Consider the following 12824-nt stretch of genomic DNA (forward strand, 5'->3'; position numbering starts at 1 on the left):
TCTGCCTTCAGCGATTGACGGGAAGGTCGAGCTCGGTCGCGAGCGCGTCGAGGGAATCGGCGAGGATCGCAATCATCTCGCCGACCTGTCCGGCGGTGATGATCAGGGGCGGCGCAAGAATGAAATTGTCGCCCTCGATGCCGTCGCCACGGATGCGCCGCGAATAGATGATCATGCCGCGCTCGTAGGCGAGGTCGACTAGCCGTTGGTTGGCATTCCTGGCCTTGGGCAGCGGCGCGAAGGTCTCGGGATCAGAGACCAGATCGGCGCCGATGAGCAGTCCCTTGCCGCGCACGCCGGCGATGAAGGGATAGAGCTTGGCGAGTGATTCAAGCTCGCTCTTGAGCAGATCGCCCATCTTCCCCGCGTTGTCGACGCAGCCGAGCCGTTCGGTCTCGTCGAGGACGGCGAGGCCGGCTGCGCAGGAGAGCGGATTCCCAGCATAGGTGTAGCCGTGCTGGAAGCCGCCCGCATCGAGGACCGGCTTGACCAGCCGCCGCGACGCGGCCATCGCGCCGAGCGGCGCATAGCCCGAGCCAATGCCCTTCGAGAGCGTGATGATGTCTGGCCGGCAGTTCCAGTGGTCGCCACCGAGATAGCGTCCGGTGCGCCCTGCCCCGGTCATCACCTCGTCGTGGATGAGCAGGATGCCATATTTGTCGCAAATTTCGCGGATGCGCGGGAAGTAGCTGTCGGGCGGAACAAGCGCTGCGGTAGCGGCGCCGCCGATCGGCTCCATGATGAAGGCAAGCACGCTTTCGGGACCTTCGGCGAGGATTTTTTCCTCCAGCATGTCGGCGTAGCGAAGCCCGCGCTCTTCCATCGCGAAGTTGTCGCGGTCGCGATAGGCGCGTGGCGCCGGGATCGTCGGCATGTCGCGGATCTGCGGCGCGAACGTCTCCGTCAGCGCGAGGTCGCCGGTCACCGCGAGAGAGCCCATCGTGCCGCCGTGATAGGACGGAAACCGCGAAATCACCTTCCAGCGCTTTGCCTGTCCGGTCACCACCGCCCATTGCCGCGCCAGCTTGATCGCGGATTCCACCGCCTCTGACCCGCCCGAGACGAAGAAGATCCGGTCGAGATCGCCCGGCATCTTTTCGGCCATGCGGCGCGCGAGTTCCTCCGCCGGCTCGTTCTCGAAATGCAGCCGGTAGGCGAAAGTCACCCGCTCCATCTGCCGCTTCATGGCCTCGATGACGTTGCGGTTGCCGTGACCGACATTGACCACCATCGCCCCGCTCGACCCATCGATCATGCGCCGGCCCTGCGTGTCCCACAGATAGATGCCCTCCGCCCTATCGACGAGCGGCCGGCGAAGGCGCATCATGTAGAAGAGGTGCGAGGCCGGACGCGACGGTTCGGACGAAATGGCAAAGGGTGTGGCAGCGGTCATGGATGCGCCTGTCGCGAAGAGGAGCCAAGGTAGCGGTCGAGGACGTTTGCGGTTACGCGCTCGACCATGGCGTCGCCGCGCTTCAGCGCCGCGACCCATTCGCAGCTACCGGCGTGGAAGACCTCGCCCTTGCCGCGCGGGAAATTGACGATCATGCCGCAGCCTCGCTTGACGCGGTCGACCGCCGCATCGCCGTCGTCGCCGACGAGGGTGCGGGCGACGAATTTGGCGTCGGCGTCCGATAGGAACTGGTCGTCGGCCGGGATGTCGGCGCTTTCTTCCTTGAGCGACGACATGCCGAGCGCCAGAACCTGCAGGCCTTCGGGAGCGCCGCTGTCTTCCGTCGGCTCGGGCAGCCCACCTCGGATCACGTAGTCGAGCCCGTCGACCTCGTAGCCGAAAGCGTGGCCTTCGGAGCCAAGAATGTCGCCATAATAAATGCCGGTACCGGCGAACGCCCAGTGTTCGGGGCGATAGACGGGAAAGCCGCGCGCGCCGCGCGGGGCGCAGCCACCCCAGCCGACATAGAGCCCTGACGTAGCGTTGAGTCCGAACGTCCTGGCACCCGGACGACCGATCGCCTCGTCCTCCCAGGAGCCGGACATGCGCGTCGGATCACCCGACTGGAACACCGGGTCTTCGGCACGCGCGCGATATTTGTAGCAGACCTGCCGCTTACCGCCGTCCTCGAGGCGCGTCTGCCACATGAAATTGCCGGCAAAGCGGGCGGCCCTGCCACCGCGCTCGACATAGGTGTCGACGGCGTCACGCATCTCCCACGTCCAGTATTCGTCATGGCCGAGAAAGGCGACGCAGTCGTAGCCGTCGAGGATTTCGGGCGTGAAATGGAGTTCGTGCTGGCTGACGAGATCGACGCCGTAGCCCTGCCGTTCCGCCCAGCGGAAGAAATGACTGTCATAGCTCGCCCAGCCGGACGAGGCGTATTTCTTCGAGTAGCCGTTGGCATAGGCCCATTCCATGTGCGGATAGCGCGGCGCAGTCGCGAGCGGCGTGTGGATTTCGAGCGGCACGCGTGGCGCGTCCGGCGGCAGGACGACGAAGCCCCGGCAGAACGGACGCTCGATGCTGACCGTCGTCGCATACTGGTTGCGGTCCGGGCCGGTGATGCCCTGGTAATGGTTCGACCCGCCCCAGGTGTTGTAGGCAGTCCAGGAGCCGGTCGCGGCGACCTGCAAAACCCGGCCTGGCTTGCGGCCCGGCGAGGGGCGGACGATGAAGAAATGATGGCAGTGCATCGGCCTGCCGTCGCGGCCCTCGGCCGTCAGCGTGAGGCGGTAGCCGCCGGACGGCCAGTCCGGATCGACCGTGAACTCGAACGAGGTCTCCCATCCGCAGCCTGTAACTGAACACTGGTCGGGCGTCTCCTGCCAGCGGGCGGAGAGATTTTCGCGCGCCATGATCGGCGTCTCGACGCCACCGTCGCGGACGATTTCGAGCCGGTAGCGTTCTGCCGTCGAGCTGACCTGCAGGCGAACCGTCGCGCCGGGCGCGTAGGCATAGGCGTCGGTGTAGCACCAGATTTCGCCGCGCTCGCCGTCCATGCCGGGATATTCGTAATAGTGCCCGAGGACCGCCTCGCGGCGCTGCTCGGGCGTCAGCCGGAAATCGGGAAAGTCGTTCTTGCTCATGGCGTCCATCAGGCGGCGAGATATTTGCGCAGGAAGGTGCGGGTGCGTTCGTGCTGCGGCGCGCGGAACATGTCTTGCGGCGCGCCTTCCTCGACCACGACCCCGCCATCCATGAAGAGCACCCGGTCGGCGACCTCGCCAGCAAAGCGCATTTCATGCGTGACGATCAGCATGGTCATGTGCTCGGCGGCAAGCTGCTTCATGACCGCGTTGACCTCGTCGACGAGTTCGGGGTCGAGCGCCGAGGTCGCCTCGTCGAAGAGCATGACCTTGGGCTGCATGGCCAGCGCGCGGGCGATCGCCACGCGCTGCTTCTGCCCGCCGGACAGCCGCGAGGGAAATTCGTCGATCTTCTCGGCAAGTCCGACCTTTGCGAGAAGCTCTTCGGCCAAGCCACGCGCATCGCGCTTGCTCGTTCCTTTGAGAACGATCGGTCCCATGGTGATGTTGTCGAGCACGCTGAGGTGCGGGAACAGATTGAAGTGTTGGAACACCATCCCCATCTGCTGGCGCACCGCATTGATGTGCCGCTCGAAGGCCCCGCCCTTCAGTGGCTGGTTGACCAGCACCCCGTCGAGCCAGACCTCGCCCGCGTTCAACGTTTCGAGATGGTTGATCGAGCGCAGCAGGGTCGACTTGCCCGAACCGCTCGGCCCGATAATTGCGACGATCTGGCCGCGATCGACGGACAGGTCGATGCCCTTGAGCACTTCGAGCGCGCCGAAGGATTTGCGCGCGCCCTTCACTTCGACCATCGGCCGCAAATCGGTCATCGCGAGACCTCCACTTTCCGCTCGACCCGGCGCAAGCCCGCTTCGAGGACGAGATTCAAGATGTAATAGAGCGCCGCCGCCGTGAGGTAGAATTCGAACGGACGGAACGTCTCGCTGATGCCGAGCTGGGCGGCGTGGACGAGTTCGGCGATGCCGATGACCGAAACGAGCGAGGATTCCTTCAGGAGCGCGATCATGTTGCTGCCGATCGGCGGTGCGGTGTTGCGCACGGCCTGCGGCACGACGACGTAGCGCAGCGTCTGCAACCGGCTGAAGCCTATGCTGCGCGCGCCTTCGGCCTGGCCCGGATCGACCGCGACGATGCCGGCGCGCAGGATGTCGGCATTGTAGACGGCGAAATGCAGTCCGAGCCCGATGATGCCGGCTGCGAGTGCCGGAACATCGATGCCGATCTGGACGAGGCCGTAATAGATCAGGAAGAGCTGCAGGAGCAGCGGCGTTCCCATGAACAGCCAGATGAACGCCCGGACGGGATAAGTGGCGAATTTCGGCGCATAGAGAAGGGTGACAGCGAAGACGATGCCGAAGATGAAGCTCACGACAGCCGACGAAACGGTGAGCACGACCGTCCACCAGACGCCCATCCACAGGATGCCGGCATAGGGGAGGACGACGGAGAAATCCAAGCCTTGCATATGCCGCCCCTCAGACGATTTCGTAGCGATTGTCGATCAGATCGACGGTGCGGGCGACGGCGTAGACGATGATCATGTAGAGGAGTGCCGCGACGGCGAAGATCTCGAACGGCTTGTAGGTGGAACCGATGAAGCGCTGCGCCGTGTAGGTCATCTCGATGACCGAAATCGTCGAGACGAGCGCCGACCCCTTGACCAGCGCGACCGCGTTGACGCCAAGCGGCCGGATCATCAGGCGCGCGGCCTGCGGCAGGATCACCCGGCTCATCGTGTCGAGCCGTCCGAAGCCGATCGTGCGCGCCGCTTCCGCCTGGCCGCGATCTACGGCAAGGATCGCGCCGCGGATCGACTCGGCCATGTAGGCGCCGATGTTCATGCCGAGCCCGATGACGCCGGCAGCGAACGGCTCCAGATTGATGCCGATCTGCGGACCGCCGAAATAGAGGATGAAGAGCTGGATCAGGCACGGCGTGCCCCGCCAGACGCTGACATAGACCGTCCCGATCATTCGCACCGGAGCCGAGCGCGACAGCTTCGCCGACGCGGCCAAGGCAGCCACCACGAGACCGAGCAAAAGTGCCAAGGCGGAAATCTGGATCGTGACCAGGGCGGCTTCCAGGAAAAACGGGAAGACGCGCTGCATCAGCGCAAGGTCCATGCGGAGAGCTCCGGGCAAATCGGGGAGCTTCCGGGCCGGTCATCGGCCCGGAAGTCTCATGGCGAGGGATCAGCGAATGTCGCTGCCGACCCATTCCATGGCGATCTTTTCGTAGGTGCCGTCTTCCATCATCTCGTCGAGTGCGGCCTGCATGGCTGCCTTGAGTTCCGGATTGTCCTTACGGATCGCGATGCCGATGGCGACGCTGCCGCCTTCGATGTCCGGCGTGTCGAGACGGCGGATCTTGTCGCCGGTTTCCTTGATGGCCACCATCACCGGAATGTTGTCGACGACGATGGCGTCGACACGGCCAGCCTTCAGTTCCAGCATCAGCTCGGGAAGGCCCTTGTAGGTGCGGATGTCCCAGCCGCCCTGCTCGCGCGCCCACTTCTCGTGCGTTTCGCCCAGCGTGACGCCGAGCGTCTTGCCCTTCAGGTCATCGAGCGCCTGGACCTCGGCGTCGTCCATGACGAAGACCGCGCGGCCGGCATGATAGTAGGGGCCGACGAAATCGACGGCCTTCTCGCGTTCGGGCGTGATCGTCATCGAGCCGACGATGGTGTCGAACTTGTTGGCGAGCAGCCCGGCGATGATGCCGTCCCAGGCCGTCGTCACGATCTCGCCCTCGACGCCCATGCGCTTGGCGATTTCCATGCCGATCGACGCGTCGAAGCCGACAACCTCGTTCTGGTCGTTGACGAAATTGAACGGCGGATACTGGCCGGTCATGGCGATCTTCATGGTGCCGGCCGACTTGATAGCCTCGAGGTCTTCGGCCATTGCGGGCGATACCGCGAAGGCGGAGGCGATCAGCAGGCCGGCGGCGGCGATGCCGGAGAGAAGCGATTTCATTCGGCTTTCCTTTGTTCCTCTGGATGTGGCGCGCGAAGTCATTGTCATTCTTGGGACGCGTCCAGCGACGCTACCGAACTGCATCCTTGCCTTGCCATATCCATTGCGCAAATAGATAATCGAAATAATCAGGATAGATTTCGAGAATGCTGCCATCACGAAACGATCGACTGATCTGGGAACTCGACTGGAACCTGCTGCGGACGTTCGTGGTCATCGCGGAGGTCAAGAGCATCACGCGCGCAGCCGAGCGCCTAAACCTCAAGCAGCCGAGCGTGAGCAATGCGCTCCGCCGCCTCGAAGCCCGGCTCGGGCGCAAGCTGGTCGAGCGTGACGCGACCCGGTTCGAACTTACGGATGTCGGCCGCCTGCTCTACGAACAGAGCGTCGAGGTGTTCGGCACCATTTCGCAGCTTCCGCTCCTGATGCGGGGCGTCAGCGATGACGTGACCGGCCATGTCACTATCGCATTGGCGAGCCATGTCGTATCACCGCTCCTCGACCGCGCGCTCGGCGACTTCCATCGCACCTATCCGCGGGCCAGCATCACGCTGTCCGTCGCGCCCAGCGTCGAGGTCACCAAGCAGGTGCGCGAGCGGCGGGCCTCGTTCGGCATATGCCTCGTCAGCCAGCGCGATCCCGCGCTCGATTACCTCGCCTTCTACCGCGAGTTCTTCGGCTTCTTCTGCGGCCCCGGCCACAGGCTGTACGGGCGCCAGAACCTCACTTTGGCGGACTTGGAGGGCGAATCTTCGGTATCCTTTCAGACCGACCACATCTCCGATGCGCTGCGTCCGGTGGCGCTTCTGCGCAGCGAGGCCAAGCTCGACGCCAACGTGGTCGGCGTCTCGTCGAGTCTCGAGGAGGTCCGGCGGATGATCCTGGCGGGATTGGGCATCGGGCCCTTGCCGCTCCATGTCGCGCGCCGCGACGTCGCAGACGGCCTGCTATGGCCCCTGCCCCCATACGCTGCCTTGCCCGCGATCGACATCTACCTGCTGACGAACGCGGAGAAGGTACTCAACCGCGCCGAACGCGCGCTGATTGGCACCTTGACGGACCTGATCGAGCAGACCCCGTTCGACGACCGGACTTACGGCGCCTGATCGATGTGCGGTTCGCGGGCAGGACCCCTCCAGGGAGCAACGGAATCCGTGTTCGCCATGGGGAAGGGTTGCCGCCATAGGGAAGGAAGGCTTGCCGCCATGAGGGAACTCGGCGCCAGAATCGCCGGATGCCTCGTCTCGTGAGACGCGCCACGACGACGACAGCCTTCCAAGTTCCGGCATCGTCCCCGTCTCGTATTTACAACGTTCTGACACTGCACCTGACCGGCAACGCTCCATTCCCGGACGCCTGGAAGAGGTGGGACCTGGCGATCGGGCCGGCCGGCACCGCTGTCAGCGAATCCTTCAGGGGACCCGCCTGCTCCCTCTGGCGAGGACGTGGATCCGTACCCCCTGAAGCGCCCTTGGCTGGACGTCAAGACGCCTGACGAAAGAAGTCATCCCGGACGTTCGCGGCGTGTCGCGGCAAGTGAATCCTTCAGAGCCCGCCTCGAAAGGGTCGAGTAGCTGGCGCGTTCGTGATACCGAATTGGGTGTCGAAGGCTATTCGGAGAGACCTGATGTGAACGCCAGCTACCCGTCGCCAGCATAACGTGAAGCCTGCGCTACGAAACTGATCTGACGGATCGGGAGTGGAATTTGATGGCGCCGATGATGCCGGTGGTGGCGCGAACGGGGCGGCCGCGCAGATGGACGCTGCGCGAGATCATAAAGGTGATCTTCTACGTCATGCGCGGCGGTATCGGCTGGCGGTTGCTGCCTTCCGACTTCCCGCCCAGAAGTACGGTGTTCCGGTGGTTCTGCCGCTTCCGCGACGAGTGTCGGTTCGAGAAGATCAACCACAGACTGCTGACGCTGGATCGCGAGCGCTGCGGTCGGGAGGCCTCGCCCACGGCGACGATCATCAGCCAGAGTGTTAAGACCTGCGAGAGCGGCGGGCCGTGCGGCTATGACGCCGGCAAGAAGATCAAAGGCCGCAAGCGTCACGCGTTGGTCGACACCGACGGTCGGGCGTTGGTGCTGTTCCCGCACCCTGCCAACATACAGGATCGTGACGGCGCGGGTCCGGTGCTGCAGGCCTCGCGGCGACCGTTTCCCTTCCTCCGCAAGGTCTTCGCAGACGCAGGCTATCAGGGACCGCGCGGAAGTCACCTCCATCGCCGTCGAGATCGTCCAGCGGAAGCCTGATCAGGTCGGCTTTGTCGTACAGCCGAGGCGTTCGGTGGTCGAACGCTTCTTCGCATGGATCAGCCGCAACCGAAGGCTCTGGAAGGACGCGGAGGCCACCATCGAATCTGCCACCGCATTCCTCTACGCCGCAGCCGTTATGATCCTCGTCAGACGCATCGCGCGCCACTCATGAGCAGTTTCGGCACGGACACTTAGGAGGCACTCGATGCCACGGCTCCCGCAAGCTTATGTCCCCAACCGGTTCAGCGCGTATCCCGACTTTAGCTACGCTGCGCCGGCGAACCCAGAAGTCTTGCTGATTTTGGCAGATTCGCACGCGCAGGCAATCCAAGGCGCCACAGCAGAGGCCGGACGCTTCAGCGGTGTTACCGCCTCGTTCCGGCACGAGGCATCACGTCCTCTTCCGTCGAGTACACAAAGTCGTTTGAACTAGCTGGCGTATTTCACGACGATTAGAGACGGGCCGTCCTCATCGAGTGCTGCCTGGAATGCCATGTTGAACGTATCTAGGTCGTCGGCTTTCTTGGCTGCCACACCCATGCCTTCGGCAAGCTGAACCCAATCGAGATCGGGCTTGTCGAGGTCGATCATGGCAGTGGCGTTCGGGCCAGGCACGCCGAATCCCACATTGGCGAATTCATGGTGCAGCGTCGCATAGGTGCCGTTTGCCAGAAGCACGGTCACCACGTTCGCACGCTCGCGCGCCTGCGTCCACAGCGCCTGCAACGTGTACATCGCGCTGCCGTCCGCCTGTAGGCAGACGGTCTTGCGGTGCGGTGCCGCTATCGCGGCTCCCGTCGCCAGCGGCAATCCGATGCCTATCGCGCCGCCCGTCAACTGGAGATGGTCGTGTGGCGCGGTATGCCGCAGGGCCGGCAGCAGCTTGAAGCTGGCGCTGATCGACTCGTCGACGAGAATCGCGTCGTCGGGGAGGAGTGCGGCGATGGACGCGCCGAGGCCTTCGAGGGTCATGCCGCCCCGCCCTGGCTGGCGCTCGCCGCGCCCAAGCAGGCGATGGGCCGAGGCCGGTTTCGACGCTCCGAGGTGGTCTGCGAGCGCATCGAGGAATGTCGCGACTTCATTAGCTCGGGTCGTGACCGACAATATTTGAGCCTCCGGCGGCAGGACGAGGCTCGGCTTGCCGGGATAGGCGAAGAAGGCGGCCGGCTCAGACAGGCCGCAGAAGACCGCGTGGCGAACGCCTGACAGCATCTTCAGCGCCTGGTCGACGACATAGGGCACGCGCTCGACCGCCACCGTTCCTGCTCCGCGGCGGGTCCGGGCGGCGCTCGTCGGGCCGATGAGGCGGCAGCCGGTGGCTTCCGCGATGCGGCCTGCGACCGAAAGGGCCGGGTCGCGCAGGCCCGGACTGCCTATGAAGAGCGCCGCACCTTCGTTGCGGAGCATGGCGGCCGCCTCGGCAACCACGACCTCATCGATGCGGATCGCCGGCGCGGATCGGCAAGCGCTTGTCACCGGCTGGCCGCCGGAATTCCAGGCGACGTCCGCCGGCACGATCAGGGTCGCGACCTTGCCGCCACCCTCGCCCGATGCCTCGATGGCTGCGGCGACGTCGCTGCCAAGCTCGGACGCCGTCATGCTCGTGTGCACCCAGTGCGAGACGGGCCGCGCCAAGCCTTCAATGTCGCTTGACAGGGGTGCGTCGTACTGGCGATGGTAGGTGGCATGGTCGCCGACGATGGAGAGCATCGGCGTGCCAGCTTTGCGGGCATTGTGAAGGTTCGCGATGCCATTGGCGAGGCCCGGCCCGAGATGGAGGAGCGACGCCGCCGGACGTTCGGCCATGCGCGCATAACCGTCGGCCGCGCCCGTCACGACGCCTTCGAAGAGCCCGAGCACGCAACGCATCCGGCTGTAGCGGTCGAGCGCGCCGACGAGGTGCATTTCCGACGTGCCGGGATTGGCGAAGCAGGTGTCGACGCCCGCATCGAGCAGGGTTTCGACGAGGCTTTCGGCGCCGTTGAGCTGGTTCGTCCTGGTGTCCATGGGCGGAGCCTCCCTCATTCAGATGATCTTGCGGCCAATGGTCCGTGCCGCTTCGCGCAGGAGCGCGACGTTGCGGTCGAGTTGCGCCCTGATCGGCTCGGTCAGGCCGGAAATGGAGAGCGAGCCGACAAACCGGCCGTCATGGCCGAAGATCGGTACGCCGAGCCCGGCGAGGCCGAGCACAAAATCGTCGACGGCGAATTCATAGCCCTGTTCGCGCACGCGCTGCGCGACCACGCGCAATTCCTCGGGATCGGTAACGCTCACCGGCGTCCGCTTGGGCAGCGGCTGGGCGAGCGCGTGTTCCCGGTCTTCCGGCGACATGTAGGCGAGGAGCACGCGCGGACCGCCGCCGCAGTTCAGCGCGGTGCGCGTGCCGACCGTAAACCAGGGCGCATCGACATTGGGGATCGCCGCGCGCACCCGCTCGACGCAGAGCCCCATGCCCTCATGGGGTATCCACAGGAAGGATGTCGCACCGATCCGGTCGGCGAGATCCCCCAGATAGGGCGCCGCGACCTCGCGCAGCTCGCGGCCGGTATCGACTGCCGACGCGATCTCGAGCAGGCCGACCGTCAGCGCGTAAAGCCCGCTGCGGGTATCGTGCTCGACAATACCGGTGACCTGGAGCGTGTGCAGGAGACGACGCGTCGTGCCCTTGTCGAGCTCGGCGGCACGGGCAAGTTCGGTCAGGGTCTGCCTCGGCTGCGCGGCGGAGAACGCCCGCATTAGCGCGATGCCGCGCTCCAGCGCGCGCACGACCGGAACTCCCGGCTTTGCGGCCGGTCCTGTCACCATGATTTCGTTGCCGGCGCGGTCAGTCATGGGCGTTCGCGAAGTCGAAATGTCACTAGATGACACTAGATATCATCTATTGACACCCCTGTCCAGCGTTGGTCTACTCCCCAACGTCAGGCTGACAAGACCGGAAAACGGCGACCGGCCGACTGGGAACAATCGCGATCAAGTCCGATGGAGAGTCCGATGAGAATGCGTACTTACCTTGCAGCCGGCGTAGCCGCGCTCGTCTTTGCCGTGACCTCGGCAGTACATGCGCAGGTCGAGGGCGGCAGCGTCAGCGTCGTCGTCACGCCAGAGCCGCCGATGCTGATGCAGGCGCTCAACCAGAACGGCCCGACGAACATGATCGCGGGCAACATCTACGAATCCCTGCTGCGCTTCAACGAAGCGCTGGAGCCGCAGCCGTCCCTCGCCCAGAGCTGGGAAATCTCGGAAGACGGCAAGGTCTACACCTTCAAGCTGCAGGAAGGCGTGACCTGGCACGACGGCGAGCCTTTCTCGGCCGACGACGTCGTCTTCTCGCTCGACGTCTTCCTGCGCGAGGTTCATCCGCGCTGGCGGCCGATCGTCAACAACCAGGTCGAGACCATCGAGAAGGTCGATGACAACACCGTGCGCCTAACGCTGAAGCAGCCGTTCGGTCCGCTGCTGCTGGCGATGGAGACGGCGTCCGCGCCGATCGTACCCGAGCACATCTACGAGGGTACGGACTACGCCTCCAACCCAATGAACAACACGCCGATCGGCACTGGTCCGTTCAAGTTCGAGGAGTGGAACCGGGGGTCCTACGTCCATCTCGTCAAGAACGAGGACTACTGGATGGATGGCCGGCCCTATCTCGACGAGATCTACTGGCGCTTCATTCCTGATGCCGCCGCGCGCGCGGTGGCCTATGAGACCGGCGAGGTCGACGTGCTGACCGGCGGTGCCGTCGACATCTTCGACGTGCCCCGGCTTTCGGAGCTCGACAACTCCTGCGTGACCAGCAAGGGCTGGGAGATGTTCGCCCCGCATGCGTGGATCACGATCAACCACCGCAACGGCATCCTGGGCAACCAGCAGTTCCGGCAGGGACTGATGCATGCGATCGACCGCGAGTTCGGCCGCGACGTGGTCTGGAACGGCTTCGGCGAACTGCCGACCGGCCCGATCTCGTCGAAGACGCGCTTCTACGACGCCGACGTGCCGACCTATGAATACGACCCGGAAAAGGCGCGCGAGCTGATCGAGGCTTCGGGCTATGACGGCGAGCCGATCGAGTTCCTCGCCTTGCCCTATGGCGAGACCTGGACGCGCTGGGCCGAGGCGATCCGCCAGAACTTCGCCGATGTCGGCGTCGACCTGCAGATCGTCACCACCGACGTTCCCGGCTGGACCCAGCGCACCAGCGAGTGGAACTTCGACATGACGTTCAACTTCCTCTACCAGCTCGGCGACCCCGCCATCGGCGTCGCCCGCAGCTACATCTCGTCGAACATCATCAAGGGCAGCCCCTTCGCCAATGTCGGCGGCTATTCGAACGAGGAGGCGGACAAGCTGTTCGCGGCGGCGGCCAGCACGCCGAGCGACGAAGAACGACAGGAACTCTACTCGCAGCTCCAGGCGCTTCTCGCCGAAGACCTGCCGGTGCTGTGGCTGCTCGAACTCGACTACCCGACGATCCACCGCTGCAACATCAAGAACCTCGTGACGACCGCGATCGGCGTCAATGACGGGTTCCGCGACGCCTGGAAGGAATAGGCGTCCTTCCGATCATCGCCACCCGGCTCCGACAAGG

10 protein-coding genes and 1 pseudogene are annotated in these 12824 nt (G+C 64.7%); 3 read left to right on the forward strand and 8 right to left on the reverse strand.

What is annotated here, in order from left to right; genetic code table 11:
* Positions 1-7 precede the first annotated feature (7 nt).
* From GTK01_RS10660 to GTK01_RS10685, 6 genes are all read right to left on the reverse strand, one after another.
* The gene (locus GTK01_RS10660) at positions 8-1393 is read right to left on the reverse strand and encodes an aspartate aminotransferase family protein (RefSeq protein ID WP_252925869.1); all 1386 of its coding nucleotides are present in this window, start codon (positions 1391-1393) and stop codon (positions 8-10) included.
* Complete coding sequence (locus tag GTK01_RS10665; RefSeq protein ID WP_252925870.1) at positions 1390-3042, reverse strand: N,N-dimethylformamidase beta subunit family domain-containing protein; 1653 nt, start codon at positions 3040-3042, stop codon at positions 1390-1392. The genes GTK01_RS10660 and GTK01_RS10665 overlap by 4 nt, the downstream gene beginning before the upstream one ends.
* A gap of 8 nt (positions 3043-3050) precedes the next feature.
* On the reverse strand, positions 3051-3815 hold the full coding sequence (locus GTK01_RS10670) for an amino acid ABC transporter ATP-binding protein (RefSeq protein ID WP_305883886.1): 765 nt from the start codon (positions 3813-3815) through the stop codon (positions 3051-3053).
* The gene (locus GTK01_RS10675; RefSeq protein WP_252925871.1) at positions 3812-4471 is read right to left on the reverse strand and encodes an amino acid ABC transporter permease; all 660 of its coding nucleotides are present in this window, start codon (positions 4469-4471) and stop codon (positions 3812-3814) included. The genes GTK01_RS10670 and GTK01_RS10675 overlap by 4 nt, the downstream gene beginning before the upstream one ends.
* Positions 4472-4481: 10 nt before the next feature.
* On the reverse strand, positions 4482-5129 hold the full coding sequence (locus GTK01_RS10680; protein WP_252925872.1) for an amino acid ABC transporter permease: 648 nt from the start codon (positions 5127-5129) through the stop codon (positions 4482-4484).
* A 69-nt stretch (positions 5130-5198) separates the two neighbouring features.
* Positions 5199-5981 (reverse strand): ABC transporter substrate-binding protein, encoded by a 783-nt coding sequence (locus GTK01_RS10685; RefSeq protein ID WP_252925873.1) that lies wholly within the window; start codon positions 5979-5981, stop codon positions 5199-5201.
* 146 nt (positions 5982-6127) lie between these two features.
* Here GTK01_RS10685 and GTK01_RS10690 point away from each other — a divergent pair, with 146 nt between their 5' ends.
* Positions 6128-7087, forward strand: coding sequence for a LysR family transcriptional regulator (locus GTK01_RS10690; protein WP_252925874.1), 960 nt, complete (start codon positions 6128-6130; stop codon positions 7085-7087).
* Positions 7088-7641: 554 nt separating this feature from the next.
* Positions 7642-8411: pseudogene (locus tag GTK01_RS10695) on the forward strand (IS5 family transposase).
* Between the two features lie 257 nt (positions 8412-8668).
* Here the strand turns inward: GTK01_RS10695 and GTK01_RS10700 are convergent.
* Together GTK01_RS10700 and GTK01_RS10705 are read right to left on the reverse strand one after the other, a co-directional pair.
* A complete protein-coding gene (locus GTK01_RS10700) occupies positions 8669-10246 on the reverse strand; it encodes an acetolactate synthase large subunit (RefSeq protein ID WP_252925875.1) in 1578 nt (525 codons plus the stop codon).
* An 18-nt stretch (positions 10247-10264) separates the two neighbouring features.
* Positions 10265-11071, reverse strand: coding sequence for an IclR family transcriptional regulator (locus GTK01_RS10705; RefSeq protein ID WP_252925876.1), 807 nt, complete (start codon positions 11069-11071; stop codon positions 10265-10267).
* A 165-nt stretch (positions 11072-11236) separates the two neighbouring features.
* On the opposite strand from GTK01_RS10705, the gene GTK01_RS10710 reads away from it, so the two are divergent.
* Positions 11237-12787, forward strand: coding sequence for an ABC transporter substrate-binding protein (locus GTK01_RS10710; RefSeq protein ID WP_371924328.1), 1551 nt, complete (start codon positions 11237-11239; stop codon positions 12785-12787).
* Positions 12788-12824: the final 37 nt, after the last annotated feature.

Origin of the sequence: Aliihoeflea sp. 40Bstr573, assembly GCF_024105655.1 — a bacterium.
Taxonomy (GTDB): domain Bacteria; phylum Pseudomonadota; class Alphaproteobacteria; order Rhizobiales; family Rhizobiaceae; genus Aliihoeflea.